Here is a 20,912-nt window from a genome sequence, read left to right on the forward strand (position 1 = left end):
GCTAAATAACTCCTTGCGAGATCATGGCGTCGGCTACTTTTTTAAATCCAACAATATTTGCCCCAACTACAAGGTTTCCAGGAGCATTGTACTCTTGTGCAGCTTTGATGCTACTTCTATAAATGTTTTTCATTATTTCTTGTAGTTTAGTATCAACTTCTTCAAATGTCCAAGAAAGTCTCATACTATTTTGAGCCATTTCTAATGCCGAAACAGCGACTCCACCAGCATTAACAGCCTTAGCCGGACCAAAGAGTATTTTGTTTTCATGGAATTGGTATATTGCTTTTAACGTCGAAGGCATATTTGCACCTTCTCCTACAGCAACCACTCCATTGGATATCAAGAGTTTAGCAGCTATTTCATCGATTTCATTTTGAGTTGCACAAGGTAAAGCGATATCGCAAGGAATTGACCAAATGCCTGAGCATCCTAGGTAATATTGAGCTTGGGGATGTTCTACAACATATTCACTAATTCTTTTACCTTCGACCTCTTTTAACCTTTTAACCGTCTCAATGTTAATACCTTGCTCATCATAAATGTAACCACTTGAATCACTACATGCCACAACTCTGGCCCCAAGCTGGTGAGCTTTTTCGATAGCATAGATTGAAACATTGCCAGAACCTGAAACGACAACTGTACTCCCTTTAAAGCCTAGTCCTATATCTCGTAACATTTCTTCGACGAAATAAACAGTTCCATATCCAGTTGCTTCTTTCCTACCAAGACTGCCTCCATAAGCTAAGCCTTTACCTGTTAAGACACCAGCTTGATAACCACCACGTATTTTTTTATACTGTCCAAACATATAGCCAATTTCTCGAGCACCTACTCCAATATCTCCAGCAGGAACATCGATATCGGGACCAATATATTTAGAGAGTTCTCTCATAAAGCTTTGAGTAAAGCACATAATTTCTCTGTCAGACTTTCCTTTCGGGTCAAAGTCTGATCCACCTTTGCCGCCTCCGATTGGCTGACCAGTTAATGAATTTTTGAAAATTTGTTCAAAACCAAGAAATTTAATAATGCTTGCATTTACTGATGGATGGAAACGAAGTCCGCCTTTATAAGGGCCAATTGCGCTATTAAACTGGACACGAAATCCACGATTTACTTGAACGGTTCCATGGTCATCAATCCAAGGAACTTGAAAGCTTATTACTCGTTCAGGCTCAACAATTCTTTCAAGAATGCCATGTTCCATGTATTTCGGATTCTCTTCTAGTACGGGTATTAAAGAATCAAAAACTTCCTTAACAGCCTGATGAAATTCTCTTTCATTTGGATTACGCTTTTTTACTAAGTCATAAACCTCCGCCACGTAACTTTTTGCGAATTGCGTCTCCGCATGATGTTGTTGTATTAAAGTAGCCATGTGTTCCTCCAAACTTTTACAAGTTAATTTATGGTTTAAAATCTTATAGAGCTTGTTCAAAAGGGAAGATCGCCCTTTTTGAACCTTAAGTATCCTCTCTCCTAATGCGGAGTTGCAATGGCTTCACTCACTGCGCGTCTATCCGAGAAAACCACTCGGATCGACTTAAAACATTGCAGTGGCTTCGCTCATTGCTTAGAGCTTGTTCAAAAAGGGAAGACCACCCTTTTTGAACAAGCTCTATAACAATTGTTGAATTTTGTTGAGATTAATTGTTAGATTTTCTGTTATGGTATATCTTATTATTAATAACCAATCTGAACAATATGGATAATAGATAATTTTCATGCCTAAATGAGATTAAAAGAAAGGTGATTATGGTGGAACTAAGACAAATCAAATATTTTATGGAAGTTGCAAAAAGGGAGCACGTTACAGAGGCAGCTGATGCTTTACACGTTGCACAATCAGCGGTGAGTAGACAAATTGCTAATCTAGAATCGGAATTAGGAGTCGATTTATTTATAAGACAAGGGAGAAGAGTGAAACTAACCCCAATCGGAAAAATGTTTCTAGAACGAATGAAACAAGCAATGAATGTCTTAGATAACGCGCGCCTTGAAGTAGAAGAGTACTTAGATCCAGAGAAAGGAACGATTCGTATTGCATTCCCGATTAGTATGGCAGTCTATACACTTCCGAGTGCAATTGTGGCATTTCGAGAGCAGTATCCAAAGGCTAAATTCCAGCTTAAACAAGCGACCTATCGTCAGCTAATTGATGGCGTAGTCAATGGGGATTTTAATATGGCTTTAATTGGCCCAGTACCGAAGGAGAAGAAAAAGGTAAAAAGTCAAATTCTATTTACGGAGAATGTCGTTGCATTGTTGCCTCTTAATCATCCTTTAGCTGATAGAGAATTATTAACACTACAAGAACTTCAAAATGAGTTATTTATCTTATTGCCAAAAGGCTTTATTTTAAGGGACCTCATTGTTCAAGCTTGTTTTCATTCTGGGTTCGAGCCAAGGGTATCATTCGAGGGTGATGATATTGATGCGTTAAAGGGGTTAGTATCTGCAGGACTAGGTATTACTTTAATACCTGAAATTACGTTAGTTGAAAATGTACCTCATGCAACTGTGAAAATACCAGTTATAAACCCATCTGTAACTCGTACAGTCGGAATCCTTGTACCAAGTGAACGACAATTACTCCCTACAGAAAAGTTATTTTATGAGTTCCTGATAGGCTTTTACAAGGGTAAAAATATCTTTGAATAAGGGATCAAGATTATATAGAAGCTAAGCTATTTTGTGAGCGAAGCTTCTGCCATGTAGTAAAAACATTCAGTACGAAAACATAGCTCGATAACTCTTTGCTGATTTTTTCCCCAAGAAATAGCGAACGATATCATTTTACCACTAGGCGATGAGCATTATAATGATTGATACGTTTAGTAAGGATGTTTTATTTAAAGGTGATGAAGTCTTTCTAGAGTTTCTCATCTAGGCGTTTTCTTGAACGATCATTAATTCTTAATGGAGTTGAAGTCCAATATACATTAGCTTCAGCTTTTTTTAATTTTCAAAATCACCATTATATATATCAAATCGATATCAATTCCATCTTTTATTCATATTGATAAGATTGATTAACAAATTTAAAATACACATAGCAACAATTTTTACAAAGAAACTAAAAGTAATTGTTATATTAATCAATTGTTTCGAAAAAAAGTAAGATGACTAAGTAAACTTCCTATGTCAATAAAAGAAAGAATATTCAAAAAAGAAAGCTAGACTTTAGAAAAAGTTGTAGATAGAAAGATAAAAAGACAGAGGTGGCCGAATAGATGAGTAGAAAGTGGTCTCAGTGGCAAAAGAAGGTAATATATGAAGATTATGTAGAACCTGAATTAGATGAAGAAAAGTTAAAGAAAAAAATAGAGGAAGTAAATAAAAAATATTATGCTTGTCGTAGCGACATTAATAAAGACTCTAAATTAAAAATTTCAACTTAACGCTACGTGAGGGAGTAAAGTATGTCCTACCATAGATTTCTAGAAACTGTTAAACATTGTGAAGCTATTTTTGAATTTACTGAGTATCCAATTCTACAAATGGAAGGTTCTAGACATAGAAGAGAGCAACTAAGATTACTTAGGGACTGTGCAGATATATGTACTTTAACTCACATGGGGAAAAGAGCTTGGAGAATTGTCTTCAAGCTCTCCCTTACAACAAGAGGCGGGTATTTGGGGGTTGTTTGGCTCTAGTAACTATTATCCTCCGCTAATATCCAAATAATAGGTTCCTTTCCCACGATAGCTGTAAACTTCAATCAAGTAATCATCTGTGCTTCTCGGGACAAAAGAAACCACTTCTTGTCTTTGGGTTGTATTGGAAAAGCGAATTAACCGCCCGTTTGAATCATAAACATACAAGTCAAAATCATTTGCTTCATTTTCTTGAATTAAGGTTATAGAGATTGGATAAGAGAGAGAATCGAATTGATATTGCCAAAGCTCTCGGTCTCTTGTAGAACGTAAATGGCCACTTCGTTGAATATGGTTGGGAGTAGTTGGGAGATTGCCTCTCAGATTACCAGCTGATCTAATTGCCTCATACCCTTGTAGTCTACCAGCTCCATAATCAATATTATGATTTTGTTTCCCCCAATCTTCACAGCTTTCTAGTAAGGTCTTTTTTAGTTGTTCGGGGGTTAAATCAGGTTGTGCTTGTAGCATTAACGCGATCGTTCCGGCTACAAAGGGTGAGGCCATACTAGTCCCACTATAGGCTACATAGTTATCCGTTGAATTGGCTTCGGCAGCTGTTATTCGATATCCGGGTGCTGATACGTCTGGCTTGATTCGTTCGTCAGAAGTGGGTCCTCTAGAGGAATATAGGTTTTGGAAATACCCCATTTCCCCGACATCAGCCATAGAACCTACAGTGATTGCTTTTTCAGCAGCTGCAGGTGTCCCAATCGTATATTTGTTAGGTCCGGAATTACCAGCTGCTACAACAACAGTCATTCCATAGTCAACAGCTACATTAACAACTTGGGATAAGGCGTCTCTACCATCTGAACTCCTAGTAGAGCCTAAGCTAATATTAGCGATTTGGATATTATATTGTTCTTTATGATCGATTAGCCACTCAACACCTTGAATAATCTGTGTCATAGAGCCTGATCCATTTGCGTCTAATACTTTAACTCCAACAAGTGATGCGTTGGGTGCAACTCCTTTATATCGATAGTTGCCATCACCACGTCCGGCTGCAATACTCGCCACATGGGTACCGTGACCTTGATCATCGTATGGGGATGAATGACCGTTAATAAGGTCGATCCAACCAATCACCTTATGATCGTTTAGGTCGAGATGAGCGCTATCAATTCCAGTATCTACAATAGCGATTGTTACTCCAGAACCAGATAGGCTAAAATCCTCACGTGCTTTTTCTGTCCCGAACCATCGATTAGCTGTATCCAAATTTGTAACGATGGTAATATTTTGTTCAATTAATTTAACATCCTGTTCCTGACTTAGTTTTTTAATTTGATTGGCTGTTAGTTTAGCAGAAAAAGCGTTAATATAGGTAAAAAGGTTGTCGGGAATAATGCTTCCTAGAAGCTTTTCTACCTTTTTTTTATCCTTTTTCAGATCGCAAGTTAATTGGACGATCACCTCAAATGAATCAGCATCATCACATGTTTTAAGTTCATCCTCTAGTTGCTTTTGAATTTTACTATGATTAGTAGATTTTTGATTGGAGACTTGCTGATTTACGTGATTTGCTTTATTTTTTGTTGATTTTAAATAATCTGCAGCCGTTAATGCTTGCGAATAATGGTCTCCTTTCATTCGTTTAAGCTTCAAAAAAAAACCTCCTTTTTTAGATTCACCACATTCTATGATTCAAATGAACAATTGCTTTAGCAGTTGTCCTAATAGAGTGTATTTTTAAAAGATAGAAGGGTTGATCTAGTAAAATATGACTATCGTAAACGGAAATCTAATTTCTGAACTAAGACAGACGAACGATTACTAGAAAAGTAGACAGAGAAGTTACGATTTTATCTTTTGAAGGATTTCCTCTAGCACAGTAGAATGAATCATCCGCTCATATAGATTCAAAATGGATTGCCCATAATTGTTCCCTGGAAGAGCCCATTTTCCGTTTAAAGCGATCCATGTAGAAGCAGAACCTCTATTTACTAGATCAAAGCGAGGGTCAACTACTGGATACTTATCTGGTAACGGTTTAGTAGATGCATAGGCAAATAAATGTTGAATATGGGCGAGTACCCCTTCTCTTGGCGTAGTAAAACTTGCACCTGGATCATTTGGTCCTGTTGCTCCCAAACCGCAAAAGTTGTTTTGATTCGGTTGTACGACTCCGGTAAATCGAAAGAAATCTGTTTCATGTATAGCTTGGGCAAAGGCAATATCTCCTCTAATTCCATAATATTCTCCAAAAGTTAAATAAAAATTACTCAACTCAATGGCGTTAGGATTTATTTTTTTTACATACTGGTTCATTTGTTCTGGGGACAGAAAAGTTTCGCCTAATATAGAGTAACCAGATTGATCGTCTTGATTAGAACCGTTGTTTTCAAAAACAATGAAAGCATCCTCAATTCCTGCCTTTTTGACTTCTTGCAAACGGTTTTCTGCATTTTCTCGACTTGAAAAAGCCCCAGCTTGTACGCGATATCGGATTTCACCAGAAACAGTAGTAGATTTGACAAAAGACTCAATGCCCTTTTGAGTGCAAGTAAGATACTCGCTCTTCCGCATTTTCTTTTGATTTAAAAGAACCGGCTATTACCTTGTAAACCGTTGTGGAATCATTTGTTTTATGCTGAAGATTAAATGCCTTCGCTAAACCATTCACGTGCCCTTGTGCCACTTTTTGACGCCATGATAATTCTTTCATTAAAGCAGCGTCTTGGTCGTTATCGATAAAACCATTTTCCGTTAAGAGGGCTGACATAGCCGTTTCACGTAAAACGTGAAAATTTGCTTTTTTCTTTCCGCGATCACTAAGTTGATTTACTTTCATTATTTCTTTATGCAAAATATCTCGATATTTAGCTGTCGTTGAAGAGTCAGATAAGCTACTGTGAATAAAGTCTTCATACCCTTTAGCAGATGTTGGCGGTACCCCAAGTTAGAAGCTTTCATCCAAAACAAGCTCAAATCGATGAAACTTTATCGGAGAAGTGATTCAGGCTCACAGGTGAACGAGCCATCGGTATCCCTCTATAGGGCTGGTGAGTAAGTGATATTCACTATTAGGTATCAATTCCAAGTCACTAGGTATAAACATAATTTAATAGAAAGTGGACAAGAACCTTTACATTGCCCCTTAAAATTTCATAGATTATTATATCTAGAATTTAAGGAGGTTTACTAATGTTTGGATTTTCAATGGTAAAAATGGTACGGTCTCACTCTCAGAAGTTAGATAAATCTTTACGTGATAAAATACTGAATCTATATAAACCATTCAAGTGGACGCCCTGTTTTTTACACAAAATGTTTGAAAGGCTTTTTAAGAATACTAGAAAGTTATCCGTAATTATAGAATTTGAGGATAATTGTTATCAAGAGGGATGCTTAGAGGTGAATCAAGCTTTTACGAAACGCATTGGTTGTAAAATTAGAAACGAGTTTTCTATCATTTCTTGCTGTAGTGCCGATTTAACACCTTCAGTTTTAGAAGAAGTTTTAACTACTTGCAGCCATATTAAAAAGGTATATTCAAATTATGAAGTGCGAGCTTTATTAGATACCGCTGTTATATCAGCAAATGCAAAAAGTATTGTGAGAAATAGCACGCCACTTACAGGGAAGGGAATTACTGTTGCGGTTATTGATACTGGTATCTTTCCGCACACCGACCTTTCAGGAAGAATTATTGACTTTGTAGACTTTATTAACGACAGAACGGAACCCTACGACGATAATGGACATGGTACGCATTGCGCAGGAGATGCTCTCGGTGATGGTTCAGCTTCTTCCGGGCTTTATATGGGGCCTGCACCAGAAGCAAATGTCATTGGTGTAAAAGTCTTAAATAAGGTAGGATCTGGTTCATTAGAAACAGTCATGCAAGGGGTGGATTGGTGTATAAAGTATAATGATCATAATCCTGATCAGAAAATCAACATTATTAATATGTCTTTAGGATCGCCTGCACAGCGTTATGAGAATGAAAACGCTGATCCAGTGGTGAAAATTGTAGAGAAAGCATGGGAGAATGGAATTGTGTTTTGTGTTGCTGCTGGAAATGAAGGTCCGGAAGCGAATACGATTGCTAGTCCAGGAGTTAGTGAACAAGTTATAACCGTTGGAGCACTGGATGATAAAAATACGGCAGACACAAGATCAGACGATGAGGTCGCAAGCTTTTCTAGTAGAGGTCCAACGATATATGGAAAGGTGAAACCCGATATTTTAGCTCCGGGTGTAGATATTATCTCATTACGTTCTCCAAATTCTTATTTAGATAAATTTCAGAAAGGGAATCGGGTGGGGTCAGACTATTTATCTTTATCAGGAACATCCATGGCAACACCTATTTGTGCAGGAATAGCAGCATTAATTTTACAAAATAACCCAAATGCAACTCCGAAAGAGGTAAAAGATTTATTAAAAAGTGGGACGGATTTATGGACAGATAGAGATCCTAATATATATGGATCAGGTTATATAAATGCAGAAAATTCAGTTCCTAACAATTGAAGTTTCTTTTAACTGATCAAATGTAGAATCTAAATGGCTTTTTGCTCTTTCGTGTCTGTTATTGAGCAGGGTGTATTCTACAGGGATCAGCTTATTTATTGTGTCCAGCATATCTAATAACTTTGTGGTGAAAGTCCACTACAGACTTGGCAGTAGGAACTGTTAGCGGAGGCAAGGATGTCTATCGTGAAGTGGAGTCTAAAGGAGGGAGAGGTAGCTAGACTTATGGTAGCCCACTTTTTTTGAGGGTGTCACTTACCGTTTGAATGGCTAACCCAAGACATTGCTCATAAAGACAGTCTCTGTAACGGGTTGTTTGATGATTGTTAGGTTGAATGGAATCAAATGTTTGGGTGAACACCTCATCACAGTTGAAACAACGATAATAATTGACTTGAACAAACAGATAGAGTGGCTTTTCTAACACCTTTAGGTCACGTACTTTTCGTGTACGCCTGTCATGGACATGATCAGTAAGATAACGACAGTATGGGTAACGCTCTTCTCTTGATTTCTTTACAAAATAAAGGTGAAAAAACTCTTCATGAAATACTTGTTTAACAACTTTAAATTCTGGTAATTCTAGTGATACAGAAAACATTTTCATACCTCCTGTTATGTTAAGTGGACGCTAACATTATTGCCAGGCATGATGCCACTACGTAAGAATTTGCGGATTGGACATAGTGTTCCAATTATTGATAACACTTTTAACAAAGTCCATATCAACCACAGTATTAGTCGAAAGAAGTTAAACACAAATCTCGAACAACCCATAGTCTTGTTTATTAATTCGAGCTGTCTTTCGTTCGGGAAGATACGAAACTTAAAAGCTTTTTTTACTACCGTGATTTCGCCTCGCTTCACAAAGAACGTACGTTCCTATTATGGCATAATGAGATTCGTTTTGGCTAACACCAATCGCCATTCATCTCCCCCTTACCGCAGGGTTAAAGTCCTTCCCGCGCTTGAAGAGGGAGTCTTCTGTCGGGGAATGATAAAATGAACCATTTATAAGTATCACACTCACTTGCCGTCCAATCTTTTTCAACTTTTGGATTTCATCACATAGAAATCCGTCTATTATGAATCCAATAATTCAATTAATATATTTATCCCCCCTAATTTTCAAATCGAAATTACCTTCAATTCATTATCCTAATTTCAAATGCATTACTTTAAAAGTTTCGTACTATAAGGGATTTTGTTGATCTTTATTTTAAACGATTGGAAATTTTAAAAAAGAATACAATCAATTTATCCTATCCTAAATAATAAGGGAGACTTCTTTCGGAAAGATGTTAAATTATTGCTTTGTTGATTCTCTTAATTAAATAAAAAATGGGGTAAGTATTTGGCAATCCAATATTTCATTTCAACTTTGGTCACGACTTGTCTAATACGAATAATGAATATTCTTGTAAGGGAAGGGAATATTAGTATTCGAATAAATTAAGCATGTTCACAGATGAAAGGAGGGGCACATAACTGAAACCGTTGATTGCCCAGCTTAGGCCGAAGCAGTGGACAAAGTGCCTGCTTATTTTTGCTGCACCGGTCTTCTCGGAAAAATTCCTGGAAACCGAGATGATGGTCATGACCATTACGGCTTTTTTCTGTTTTGCCTTTACTGCCAGCACAGTGTACATAATTAACGATATTATGGACGTGGAAAAAGACCGGCTGCACCCGGAAAAATCAAAGCGTCCAATCGCATCCGGGGCACTGAGCATCCGGACTGCTATTTCATTCGGGATTCTTTTATTGGTTTTAGCCTTAATTACGGCTTACTGGATCACTCCTTTATTTGCCGGCATTCTTTTATTCTACTTGGCCAAAAACATCCTTTATTGCATTTGGCTAAAGCATGTTGTGATAATTGATGTCATGGTTATCGCTGTAGGGTTTGTCCTCCGTGGTTTCTCAGGTGCCGTAGTTGTCGATGTCGGCGTGACTTCCTGGTTTATCCTCTGTACCATGCTGCTTGCATTGTTTCTTGCATTGGGCAAAAGAAGGCACGAATTGAAATTGTTAAACGGCGATAAAGCTAGGCAAAGAAAAGTTATGGAGCATTACTCATTAGAATTTTTGGATCAGCTGATTTCGATTGTTACCGCTGCTACAATTATTACTTATTCTCTTTATACAGCGAACACAGATGAGAATGCATATATGATGTGGACGATTCCATTTGTTATCTATGGCATTTTCCGCTATTTATATCTAGTTCACATGAGACAAAAGGGGGGGAGTCCGGAAAGGGTTCTGCTTGAGGATAAGCATATTCTGCTGACTGTTATCTTCTTTACCATTAGCGTTATGTTTATAAAAACTTTTTTGCAGTAATGATGGGGTAACCAACAATGGATGTAATGTATATAAAGCATAAACTAAGGATTAGTTTATTGCTAGGATTGCTTGCTTTGATAGCTTTTGGGTTATGGACAGATTTCAATGTTCTGCAGGAAATCTTTACCGGTTTCGAATGGAATTACTTTGCATTAATATTTGGTCTAACGTTTTTGGGGTATCTGTTGAGGTTTTTGAAGTGGGAAGTATTTCTGCGTACGATAGGGATTCGGATTTCCATAAAAAATAGTCTTATGATATTCCTCAGCGGTATGTCAATGGCCATTACACCCGGAAAAGCAGGAGAGGTTCTGAAATCTTTTTTGCTCAAGTCGTCGGAGAAAGTGGATATTGCCAGGACAGCTCCGGTTGTGTTTGCCGAAAGGCTCACGGATCTTTTGGCTATGATTATCCTCGCTGCATGGGGCATTACTCGATTTTCCACCGGAGGTTGGTTTATAGTTATTACTTCTTTGATGCTCCTTTTAACTATTCTTTTGGTGCAAAATAAAGGATTCATTCAAGGCATTTTTATTAAATTTAAGAAATATCCCGCCTTAAGCTGGATTTCAGGCCGATTAGAAGTTTTGTATGAGAGCTCGAATGAGCTCCTGCGGTTTAAAACGATACTTTATACGACAATGATTAGTATAGTTTCCTGGTTTTTAGAATGTCTTTCTTTTTATTTTGTGCTTCGGGGACTCGACTTGAATCAAAGCGTTTTGGAAGCTGTTTTTGTTTTTTCCTTTTCTTCCATTGCCGGTGCGTTATCAATGCTTCCAGGCGGACTAGGGGTAACGGAAGCTAGTATGACAGGTTTAATGATGGGACTAGGTATTGATCATTCTAAGGCCGTAGCTGCAATGATAATGGGCAGGTTTGCAACACTTTGGTTTGGGGTCATTCTTGGAAGCACTGTTTTACTTATAAATTCGAAGAGATGGTTTTATGTAAAGGCTAACAATCAGATAAAATGATTGGGTTTTAAACTGTATGGCCAATTTTTTATGGGGTTTTTTAGGAGCGATGTTAAATGATTAGATCTGTTAAAGGTACTTTATCGGGGTGGGCAAACTTTTCAAAAGATACAGGGTATATGTACAGACCAGAAAAATATAAAGATTTACAGGAAATCCTACAATCCAAATACCAGTTTCACTATATTTCTCGAGGATTGGGACGAAGCTATGGTGATACCGCCTTAAATAAGCAAGGTGGTATTATCACGAATACCCGTTTTAATCGCTTTCTCTATTTTGACGAGCAGTCACAAGTGTTGGAATGTGAAGCGGGGGTTACATTTAGAGAAATCATTGAATTGTTTTTGCCGCGTGGATATGCTCTTCCGGTCACACCAGGAACCAAATATGTGACGGTGGGCGGTGCGATAGCTAATGATGTACACGGTAAGAATCATCATAAGGACGGATCAATCTCCAATCATATACTTGATATAAAACTGCTTACTTCTTCAGGTGAAATTATGACCTGTTCCCGTCAAGAAAATCAGGATTTATTCCGGGCGACAATAGGGGGAATCGGCCTCACGGGAATCATTCTTAGTAGCCGGATCAAGTTAATGAAGGTGGAATCGTCCTTTATTTCGGTTGATTACAAAAAGGCAGCCCATCTAGACGAAGCAATCGACATACTCAATGAAACGGACGAACTGTATCAATACTCTGTGGCCTGGATCGATTGTCTATCTAGAAATCGCACGATGGGGCGCTCAGTGCTTATGTTGGGAAATCATGCCTCGAAAGGTCAGGTGGAATATAATGAGCCTCTTTCACTAAAAAATAGAAGAAAGCTAAAGGTGCCTTTTAACCTGCCCACTTTTGTACTCAATCCTTATAGTATCAAAGCATTCAACTCATTTTACTATCGGCGCTTTAAAAATACTTCTGGGGTTCTCGTTGACTATGATTCTTTCTTCTATCCGTTGGACGTGATTTTAAGTTGGAATCGCATATACGGAAAAACAGGGTTTATTCAATATCAAGTCGTGTTCCCCCTTGAAATGAGTCGCCAAGGACTTACGAAGCTTCTGGAGAAATTAAGTCGAGCACGGTGCTGCTCATTTCTAGGAGTTTTGAAGAGGTTTGGTGAGAATGGAAATGGCTTACTGAGTTTTCCGCGTAAAGGATACACGTTGGCTTTGGATATTCCGTTTAGGGGTGGAGAACGATTGTTGACGTTTATACGGGAATTAGATGAATTGGTACTTGGCTATGGGGGTGTCTTGTATTTAGCGAAGGATTCACTAATGACTCCTAGTACGTTTGCCATGATGTATCCGGAACTTTCCGCGTTTCAAGAGATTAAGGCCAAAATCGATCCCGACGGCCTCTTCTCGTCCTCGATGGCCAGGCGGTTAAACATTGTGAGGGATATCGGATGAAGTATATTTTAATCGTAGGAGTCACATCTGGGATCGGTAAAGCACTCGCTCATCAATATGCTAAGGAAAAACATCCTTTGATCCTCACGGGGAGAGATAGGGTAGAAATGGAGAGGATCGCCTCTGATATCCGCATTCGCTATCAAGTTCCTGTCAAAGTAAAAACAATTGATGCTGAGTCCTTTGATACACACTCCGACTTCTTTGCCTCCTGTGTGGAGGAAGCCGGTAACCTTAGCGGGATGCTATTGGTCTACGGACATATGGTCGATCAGGAAACAGCCCAAAATGATTTCACGAAGGCCAAAATAATGATAGATGTTAATTATACATCTTATGTGTCCTTGTTAGAAACGGCTGCTCGTTACTTTGAAGGTGAAAGAAGCGGCTTCATTGGCGTTATTACCTCCGTTGCTGGTGATCGAGGTCGGAAAAGTAATTATATTTACGGATCATCCAAAGGGGCCTTATCTGTGTATGTGCAAGGCTTGCGGAACCGTTTGTATGCTTCGGGAGTTCATGTGGCTACCATCAAACCCGGATTTGTTGATACTCGAATGACCTATGGGTTGAGCGGGCTGTTCCTGGTGGCAAAGCCGGAGGACGTGGCCAAAAGGGTGCACAAATCCATTCGCAAGAAGTATGATGTTATTTATGTCCCTGGTTTTTGGGCTATGATCATGTTCATTTTAAAGTCAATTCCAGAGCGAGTCTTTAAACGACTCAGTTTGTAGCAGCGTGGAGGAGTTATTGAGATGAAGGAAAAGCAGCTTAATGTTACTCAGGCTAAAGAGAAAGAGGGAACTTTTATATTCCGAAAAAGTAATTGGAGAATTAGCTTCATTTTATTTCTTCTTGCGCTTCTCGTCCGGATTCCTTACATGTATGATGTCCCCCGGTTCATTGATGAGTGGAGAGAGGTTGAATTATCCGCTCGGATTGCAAGAGGTGAGATTTGGCCGTTGCATAATACGTCCCATGACATTGGGGCATTTCATAATTATGTACTGGCGGGATTATTTAAATTATTTGGATATAGTGTATACTTGCCACGATTGTATGTAGTCCTCCTCAGTGCAGCGACCGTAGTTGTCATTTATTGGATAGCCAGACATTGGTTCGGACGACTGCACGCCATTATCGCGGCTTCGCTTTTAGCCACTAACAGCATGCATATATTTGTCACACACATGGCGTGGTCAAACGTCACAACTCCATTCTTTCTGGGCTTAGCGGTGCTGATCAGCCTAAAGACACTCGGTCAAAAGAGACAGTTTTTATGGGCTCTAGCTGGTTTAACATGGGCAATAGCCCTGCAGACTCATCCTTCAGTTATTGCCGCTTTACTTGGTGTGGTTTTCTATGTGACAATCCATTCTGGATGGCGAGCTTTTTATCGAGAATCTGGATATCGAACAGCAATCATTGTTTTTATTGCAGGGTACAGCAACATGATAATACATAATATTATAAAACCTTTCGACTCGTTTCTTTGGGTTAAGCGGAAGGACTATGCATTAAATCAGGAATTTTCGATTGGAGGCTATTTTGAAAATATTCTAGAGATGATCACGGAACTTATCCATTCTTTGTCAAGTACGTTTCCTGACGGGGGAGGATGGTTGAATGGGATTAGTTTACTGATCATGCCTCTCTTTATCATTGGCTTGATAGACGGCTTTCGTCGGCTCATCAAGTTTCGTCATGGTTCTCTGCTGTTGGCGATCGTGATCGCGAGTCTTCTTGTGATCCCTATATTAAATGATCAATATGAGTTTTATTTATGGACCAGATACATCGCTTATCTTTTACCGCTTTGCTTGGTCGCTGTAGCTGTAGCATTTGGTGATTGGATACAGCCTTGGACCGGAAACGACAAGTATAGACAATGGAACATAATGCGTAGGACGGTTTTACTGGTGGCATGGGCGCTTATTCTGATTCTGCCCCTATACCATTTATACAGTTATGCTGGGTCATATATTCAATCTGGTCGTGACAATTCTGCTGAGTATTTAGCAGTCCGAACACTCCAGTCCGAATATCAAGCAATTATTGCCGTGGACAAGCAAGGTAAACAAGCCGAAGCTCTTAGCAAGATGCTTCGAGTGAAGGGATTTAACAGTCCGTTGGTGGGAATAGATCCGAACGAAGGTCGTGAAGCTCAGGAGGTCCCATCGAATTGGGAAGATCAGAAAGACTTTACTTTTTACACCAGGTGGGAAACCGTTTTTACGAAAGCCACCCCTGATACCTGGTATGTTCTTTCCATGGATACGAAAGATAAATTAACCCTTGTTTTTGAAATTACCTGGGGAGATGACAGAACCATTCAGGGGAAAGGAGGACATCCAACTTATTTTATCGGTCGAATCGATTCTATAGAATTTTATTGATAGGATATTAAGGAGAGATGTGGTTTAAAAGATGGACGTTTTTAGCGCGACCGCTACCCCTTTTTAGCCAATTAAGGGTAGTGGAATACTCAAAACAAGTAATAGGGCATTCCTTTTAGATAGTTGATTCCCTCGAAAAAACAGCAACTTCAGAGGAATTGGATTAATTTTGTTCCACTAAGGATGCTTTAATGAAAAATGAATAAAAAATGTTAAAGAGCTTGGATATTTTCTAAGCTCCTTTTTTCGATGTTAATTGTAGTGTGAGTTCCTAAAATTTAGCCTGTTAATTAACATGCATTTTTCTGTTTTTCAAAGAAATCTGTTAGCCCTATAATCCCTTTTTAGGGTATATGTAAGAAAAAGTGGACCGGTAATTAGAATAAGCAAGAACCCTTGTAAACAATAATCAGCGTGATGCGTTTTATAGGATGACGATGGATCGCGGCTCTGTAAGTTATTAGCCTAATTCTCTCCGAGGAAAATCGCCGCAGCCTGCGTCGGATAAAGAGAACGGCTATGTCTCACAAATTCAAAGCTTTTTAATACAAAGTATCTTATCACTCTTTAGTCTCGGGAATCATTTAACGACAATTGAAGCACGGAGAAGCCGACGTTCATTTTCCATAAGGGCATCGACCCTGTAAAGGAGCAAAAATCGGCCTCCACCCCTTGAGATATAGAACGAAGGAATGTAAGGGTATAGACCCAGTGTGATATGGGAGGGTAAATCCCAAGGGCATATGTGGAGATCCTTATGCGGTTATATTGGTTGGAATTTAAAGGGAAATGAATGTTTTCCTCTGTTCCCCACACCCTCCTGTTACCATATTTGTACATTTATGAAAATTCCTCCGTTTCCTTTCATGTGTCAAAAATGAAATCTTGAGAAAACAAGAGTAAATAAGAGAAAACATTAATTTATAGTGAGAGGAAATGATCATGAAAACATTTACTACGAGTGGAATTAGAAATAGCTCATTTTTAAATTAGTTAGTTGAAGGAATGAAAGATGAATTCTCAAAGAAAGGATTTCGATACTTTTCTGAACCAATTGATAATATTCGACTTGTTTTAAATTTTATTGAAAAAGAGCAGTGTAGACCATTTAGACGTAAAGCCCAAGCCACATTTGTAGTATCGATCCTTGAAACTACTGGAAAGGTAGAAAATGTTTTCAAAGAAGCTTATCCATATTTAATTCGTTCTATATCCAATCAGTTACTGTTTATTAACCATGATCATGATGGAACAACATTCTACTTTCTAACTCCTGAGCAAGGGTGCTATCAAATTTCATACCGAGAAGGTGATGATGAAACACAACTCTTTCATCAAATCTATCAACGCTTAGAACAGCTGGCCTCAGCACAATTAGTTATTGATAACAATTTTGAGGTTGATTTGCCTAGCGATCTTTGGAATGGTGATGAAGTTACATATAAGTTGAGTGAATTTCATTTGGAACAGATAAAAAACAGACTCCCATTGGGGAATTTAAAGTAATTTATAAAGCCAAAAACTGGGGGGGATTTGGAACAAGATGGTTAGGTCTAAATGTTCCTTGGGGAACCTTTGGACTACATGGAACAAACCCTCGTTATTAGGAGAAAAGGTTAGCGGTGGTTGTATTAGAATGCAAAACTAATTTAAAAAACCGATAATTCCCTTTTTTGAATATGTATCAAAAGTTAAAATAATGCTTTTTAGAATGATTTAGATGATCTTCCACAGAGGAATTTTTCCACATGAAATGGAAAGTAATAAGAAAATTGTAGAGGGATCAATGGATGACGAAAGATGGGATGGATGGTTTAAAATATTAAGTGAAGAGGACATAAAAGCTGTTCTAATAGAGGATTTTGGAGATACGGTTGAGGGTACTTTGATTACTTTGAAAGAGAACGCGTAAACAGGCTTCTTCCAGCTAACCTAAGGCAAATTTATTAAAAGAATGTTAAGGTAGAGACGGAGAAATTTCTGGATGACTACTCAGATATGAGGCGGACATTTGCTATTACTGGGGCGAATTTAAATATACCTAGTACTATGTTTGCTGAGTTATTAATAAAAGGTAAAACAATGGTTGATGAGATGTTAGAGGAAGAGGAGTAACACTGACTTTAAACCATTTTTTAACGTTAGAAGGGAGGAGGATTGTACATGGCAAACAAGACAAAAATCTTTTTGAGTTCAGTAGGGCAAAGTTCTCTGGATGCAATCAGACAAGATTTGTTTACGGGATTAAAAGAAATGGGTCATGATCCATTAAGATTTGAAGATAATTTTGGCCCTTGGGGAAGAGATGCGATCGAGCGATGTTTGCAGAAAGTAGAAGAAAGTGACATTTATTTGCTGATAGTCTCAGATAAAATGGGGACTTACTTAGAACATGAACAGAGGACCGTTACGCATTTAGAATTTGAGAAAGCTTTCCAGACAGATAAACAAGTACTTGTCTTTGTTGAAGAACAAGTGAAAAGCAAATTTTTTAGCTTGTTAAGGTCTCCTATGGAAACTAGGATATTTGAGTGGGAACAAACTCATAGGAATGAGCCTGATTTCTACCTAGACATTGTTAAGAATGTCATTGACCAAGATTTGTTGCCAAAAGAGAAGGATTCTATAACGTATATAGATGATTATATTTGGGCATTTTTGTATGACATTATGTATAAAGGTTATTATTTAGAATCGATATCTTTGGCTCGTTCTCCGTTAGATACGATTAAAGAATATTTAAGTGAAATGCTAAAAATGGGATCCCAATATCTAGCGATTGAAAAGGATATCATTACCAACGCCAAAGCCTCTGATGAATTATGGGGGTTAAAACAAATTACATTTGATTTTATTGATTTATTAAAAGACGGCGAGATTACTAATTGGAGAAAATTCCTTGCCACACTTAAATATCATATGGTCGGACATCCCATTATAAAACATGAGGGTACATACATGCAGTACGAAATTGGGAGTTATGGAAATTGTAAAGCTTTAACCCTTTATCGAAAAGAAAACGATCAGTTAAAGTTAATTGAAGGTGAAGGATTGTTTGATCATAAAAATAATTCCTATGATTTAACGGATAAGACTTCGTATGTGGTTGAAACGTATAATAACGAAGGCAAAAATCTTTTTTATCGGGAAGATAAGCAATTACTGTATTATACGGTGAAGGCAAATGACTTTGTCTTATGTTTTCATTATCCGCTTGATTCTTCCTGGAATAAAGAGAAAGTGAAACAGTTACATGATGAAGTATTTGGTGCTATAATGAATAGACAAGATGAACAATATCGTGATTTTGCCATTAAATTATTAGGAGGGCTCAAACATGACAAGGAATCATGAACGTTTTGAAAATGATGATGTGATCCTAGTAGCTACAGCCCCTAGAGACACAAGCGAACGCCGGAATAACGAGCGAATGTCTCAAATCCAAAGATCAAGCCGTAAAGTCTTGAGTAAAGTGAGAAAAGTGAATGAAAGTAGAATTTTTAAGCATAGATAATATAGAAATTATTATACGTACCCATTAGAAGTCAACAACTTGAATAATAATATATTTAGAGGATGAAATCAAATTTGATTTCATCCTCTTCAAATTTAATTAACGTTTGCTAAAATAAATTTAACAATTAATTCCATAATATTCTTTGTGGTAATGGCTTCTAGACATTCGACTATAACAAAGAATAAGCTGTTTTTCTTGTTTAAAAGGACTCGTTATCTTTTGGATTTTTTGTCTTCATCTGAACTTTTTTTATCATTTTGACCATACGTTAGAATGAAAAAGGGTTAAAAAGGATGACTATAGTTATGATGGAATCCTTCTTAACCTTATCAAATTAACTAAAATGCATGACAGTAAACTAAATCACACTCAAATTTCCTCCTCCATCAGATGAAAGTAATGTTGCAATAAGGATCACAAAACCCTTGGTACATTAAACTTTATCGAAAGGGGAAGGCTAAAAAATAGCAAATAAAAAATATCTGGGTTATAACAAGTTTCTCATTAATTCATTAAATTTAATAAAAGTTTTTTCTATCCATTTATTGGAATTTATTGTGTGTGGATACGTGTGGCCGAGACGCTGTTGAATCTCTTTAATTCCTATACCAACTTCAATAAGAAGGGAGGTATGGTGTGCCGATAAGAGTGTGGAGTTAGGTCTCGGATAATGCCTACTATCTTCATAAATACCATTGAGGTCGGTTCTTCCATTCATATTCGTATTTCCCCTAGCTTGGACATGAAATTATTTGGTTTTAAATTCTTCATAAAATTGCAATGTTTTAAGTCGATCCGAGTGGTCTTCTCGGATAGACGCGCAGTGAGTGAAGCCATTGCAACTCCGCATTACGAGAGAGGATACTAAAGGTTGAAAAAGGCATTTGTTTTTTCAAACATAGTTACTACTCCACTATGATGGGCTTGGTCAACTACTCTTTTCACGATTCAAACAAACACAACTGGGAAGGGGATGTTGGTATGGGACTAAACAACAATGGAAATGCTTTAATGATGTTGATGGTCCAGCACACGGTTCGCCCCACAATCAGGAAACATTAGTTCCCGATGATGAAAAAAGGTAAAAGGTGGGCTTCTTTTGTTACATTATTATCGTAAAGGTATAGGTGAACCGCTTATTTTAATACACGGTTTTTTAAGTACAAACCGTGTATATGATCAAGTTATTTCATATTTAACAAATAAATATGATGTAATTGCTATAGATTTACCAGGTCATGGGAAATCTCCGTTAACAAATGAAAAAACGGTCTATGACTATGCGAAAAAAATAATTGGTTTACTGACATCATTACAAATAAAAAATGCTACTTGGGTAGGTCACTCCATTGGTGGTTATATTACAATGGCAGCTGTAGAAAAATATCCAGAATACGTAAAAAGGGCTGCCTTTCTCTATTCTTCTCCTGTAGCTGATACGAAGAAGGAAAAGCAAGAACGAGACCAACATGTTGTTACGATAAAAACCAAAGGCTTAGATGCATTTATTAAAGAACGAATTCCTCTTTATTTTGCCTTTTACCCTGATCCAAAAGATTTAGAAGAAGCTTATAGGCATGCTGAACTAACAACAACTGAAGGTGCAATTGTAGCTACATATGCAATGAAGGAACGTCCGGACCAAGTCAATATGGTCAATCAAACACAAATCCCCCTCTTTTTTTTAGAAGGAAAAAAAGATTTATTAGAAAAACCTTTTCATTCATCAACCCCTTTAATTACAAAGGCGATGACAGATACTTCTCATATGGGGATGTTTGATAACCCAGAGCAATTTATCAATAAGCTGCAAAGATGGCTTGTAAAAACATATTAATATGTTCGTGTATTTTTAATAAGCGATAGCATTAACCTTGTTTAGGGAATATATCAAGGATTGTAATTGACTATATCTAAATCTCAACTACATTTGTATAAAAGGTAAAGGGCGAACGATTAATTCTCCCTTATTATTATATAAAATGCTCAGGAAAAGTATTTATGAGTAAACAACTCCGCTGTCGAGTGGCGAGTGCTTGAGTAGCCAACGTTTGATTTGGCACACTTATCGAATTAAGGTGGACATAATTATTTGCATAAACAGA

Annotated in this window: 20 protein-coding genes and 3 pseudogenes; 15 read left to right on the forward strand and 8 right to left on the reverse strand. The window is 37.7% G+C overall.

Annotated elements, in window-relative coordinates; genetic code table 11:
• Position 1 precedes the first annotated feature (1 nt).
• A complete protein-coding gene (gdhA, locus tag LDX58_RS08440; protein ID WP_227936374.1) occupies positions 2-1,384 on the reverse strand; it encodes an NADP-specific glutamate dehydrogenase in 1,383 nt (460 codons plus the stop codon).
• A 380-nt stretch (positions 1,385-1,764) separates the two neighbouring features.
• Here gdhA and gltC point away from each other — a divergent pair, with 380 nt between their 5' ends.
• The 3 genes from gltC to LDX58_RS27040 all read left to right on the forward strand — a co-directional run bounded on the left by gltC (position 1,765) and on the right by LDX58_RS27040 (position 3,662).
• The gene (gltC, locus tag LDX58_RS08445; RefSeq protein ID WP_227936375.1) at positions 1,765-2,667 is read left to right on the forward strand and encodes a glutamate biosynthesis transcriptional regulator GltC; all 903 of its coding nucleotides are present in this window, start codon (positions 1,765-1,767) and stop codon (positions 2,665-2,667) included.
• Between the two features lie 572 nt (positions 2,668-3,239).
• Complete coding sequence (locus LDX58_RS08450) at positions 3,240-3,407, forward strand: hypothetical protein (protein ID WP_227936376.1); 168 nt, start codon at positions 3,240-3,242, stop codon at positions 3,405-3,407.
• 21 nt (positions 3,408-3,428) lie between these two features.
• Entirely contained in the window at positions 3,429-3,662 is a 234-nt protein-coding gene (locus LDX58_RS27040) for a four-helix bundle copper-binding protein (RefSeq protein WP_504752746.1), read from the forward strand.
• Positions 3,663-3,668: 6 nt separating this feature from the next.
• Here LDX58_RS27040 and LDX58_RS08455 read toward each other — a convergent pair whose 3' ends face one another.
• The 4 genes and pseudogenes from LDX58_RS08455 to LDX58_RS08465 form a co-directional block, all read right to left on the reverse strand.
• On the reverse strand, positions 3,669-5,273 hold the full coding sequence (locus LDX58_RS08455; RefSeq protein ID WP_227936377.1) for a S8 family serine peptidase: 1,605 nt from the start codon (positions 5,271-5,273) through the stop codon (positions 3,669-3,671).
• A 189-nt stretch (positions 5,274-5,462) separates the two neighbouring features.
• Positions 5,463-6,059, reverse strand: coding sequence for a glucosaminidase domain-containing protein (locus LDX58_RS08460; RefSeq protein ID WP_265416613.1), 597 nt, complete (start codon positions 6,057-6,059; stop codon positions 5,463-5,465).
• Between the two features lie 21 nt (positions 6,060-6,080).
• Positions 6,081-6,194, reverse strand: a pseudogene (locus LDX58_RS25885) (SPOR domain-containing protein); the annotation flags it as partial.
• The gene (locus LDX58_RS08465) at positions 6,151-6,525 is read right to left on the reverse strand and encodes an N-acetylmuramoyl-L-alanine amidase (RefSeq protein WP_227936484.1); all 375 of its coding nucleotides are present in this window, start codon (positions 6,523-6,525) and stop codon (positions 6,151-6,153) included. The pseudogene LDX58_RS25885 and the gene LDX58_RS08465, both read right to left, overlap by 44 nt.
• 287 nt (positions 6,526-6,812) lie before the next feature.
• Between LDX58_RS08465 and LDX58_RS08470 the strand changes: the two genes are divergently transcribed.
• Entirely contained in the window at positions 6,813-8,144 is a 1,332-nt protein-coding gene (locus LDX58_RS08470; protein WP_227936379.1) for a S8 family peptidase, read from the forward strand.
• Between the two features lie 223 nt (positions 8,145-8,367).
• Here the strand turns inward: LDX58_RS08470 and LDX58_RS08475 are convergent, their stop codons facing one another.
• Together LDX58_RS08475 and LDX58_RS08480 are read right to left on the reverse strand one after the other, a co-directional pair.
• Complete coding sequence (locus LDX58_RS08475) at positions 8,368-8,745, reverse strand: transposase family protein (protein ID WP_227936380.1); 378 nt, start codon at positions 8,743-8,745, stop codon at positions 8,368-8,370.
• 14 nt (positions 8,746-8,759) lie between these two features.
• A complete protein-coding gene (locus tag LDX58_RS08480; protein WP_227936381.1) occupies positions 8,760-9,011 on the reverse strand; it encodes a helix-turn-helix domain-containing protein in 252 nt (83 codons plus the stop codon).
• A 630-nt stretch (positions 9,012-9,641) separates the two neighbouring features.
• Here LDX58_RS08480 and LDX58_RS08485 point away from each other — a divergent pair.
• The 10 genes and pseudogenes from LDX58_RS08485 to LDX58_RS08525 all read left to right on the forward strand — a co-directional run bounded on the left by LDX58_RS08485 (position 9,642) and on the right by LDX58_RS08525 (position 18,804).
• Entirely contained in the window at positions 9,642-10,490 is an 849-nt protein-coding gene (locus LDX58_RS08485) for a decaprenyl-phosphate phosphoribosyltransferase (RefSeq protein WP_227936382.1), read from the forward strand.
• A 17-nt stretch (positions 10,491-10,507) separates the two neighbouring features.
• Positions 10,508-11,470 (forward strand): lysylphosphatidylglycerol synthase transmembrane domain-containing protein, encoded by a 963-nt coding sequence (locus tag LDX58_RS08490; protein ID WP_227936383.1) that lies wholly within the window; start codon positions 10,508-10,510, stop codon positions 11,468-11,470.
• A 56-nt stretch (positions 11,471-11,526) separates the two neighbouring features.
• A complete protein-coding gene (locus LDX58_RS08495) occupies positions 11,527-12,894 on the forward strand; it encodes an FAD-binding oxidoreductase (RefSeq protein ID WP_227936384.1) in 1,368 nt (455 codons plus the stop codon).
• Positions 12,891-13,628, forward strand: a complete 738-nt coding sequence (locus LDX58_RS08500) for an SDR family oxidoreductase (protein ID WP_227936385.1) — start codon at positions 12,891-12,893, stop codon at positions 13,626-13,628. Before LDX58_RS08495 ends, LDX58_RS08500 begins: the two co-directional genes overlap by 4 nt.
• 21 nt (positions 13,629-13,649) lie before the next feature.
• Positions 13,650-15,290 (forward strand): ArnT family glycosyltransferase, encoded by a 1,641-nt coding sequence (locus LDX58_RS08505; RefSeq protein WP_227936386.1) that lies wholly within the window; start codon positions 13,650-13,652, stop codon positions 15,288-15,290.
• A 1,005-nt stretch (positions 15,291-16,295) separates the two neighbouring features.
• Positions 16,296-16,796 carry a hypothetical protein gene (locus LDX58_RS08510; RefSeq protein WP_227936387.1) on the forward strand — a complete coding sequence of 167 codons (501 nt, stop codon included), beginning with the start codon at positions 16,296-16,298 and terminating at the stop codon, positions 16,794-16,796.
• Positions 16,772-16,935: pseudogene (locus tag LDX58_RS08515) on the forward strand (L,D-transpeptidase); the annotation flags it as partial. The gene LDX58_RS08510 and the pseudogene LDX58_RS08515, both read left to right, overlap by 25 nt.
• A 141-nt stretch (positions 16,936-17,076) precedes the next feature.
• Positions 17,077-17,202: a hypothetical protein gene (locus LDX58_RS25890; protein WP_265416603.1), complete on the forward strand. Its 126-nt coding sequence runs from the start codon at positions 17,077-17,079 to the stop codon at positions 17,200-17,202.
• A 251-nt stretch (positions 17,203-17,453) separates the two neighbouring features.
• The gene (locus LDX58_RS08520) at positions 17,454-18,644 is read left to right on the forward strand and encodes a DUF4062 domain-containing protein (protein ID WP_227936388.1); all 1,191 of its coding nucleotides are present in this window, start codon (positions 17,454-17,456) and stop codon (positions 18,642-18,644) included.
• Entirely contained in the window at positions 18,628-18,804 is a 177-nt protein-coding gene (locus LDX58_RS08525) for a hypothetical protein (protein ID WP_227936389.1), read from the forward strand. Before LDX58_RS08520 ends, LDX58_RS08525 begins: the two co-directional genes overlap by 17 nt.
• Positions 18,805-19,294: 490 nt before the next feature.
• Here LDX58_RS08525 and LDX58_RS26670 read toward each other — a convergent pair.
• A pseudogene (locus LDX58_RS26670) lies at positions 19,295-19,470 on the reverse strand (site-specific integrase); the annotation flags it as partial.
• Between the two features lie 436 nt (positions 19,471-19,906).
• On the opposite strand from LDX58_RS26670, the gene LDX58_RS08535 reads away from it, so the two are divergent.
• A complete protein-coding gene (locus LDX58_RS08535) occupies positions 19,907-20,644 on the forward strand; it encodes an alpha/beta fold hydrolase (protein WP_227936391.1) in 738 nt (245 codons plus the stop codon).
• Positions 20,645-20,912 lie beyond the last annotated feature (268 nt).

It is taken from the genome of Alkalihalobacillus deserti (assembly GCF_020734105.1).
Lineage (GTDB): Bacteria > Bacillota > Bacilli > Bacillales > Bacillaceae_D > Halalkalibacter > Halalkalibacter deserti.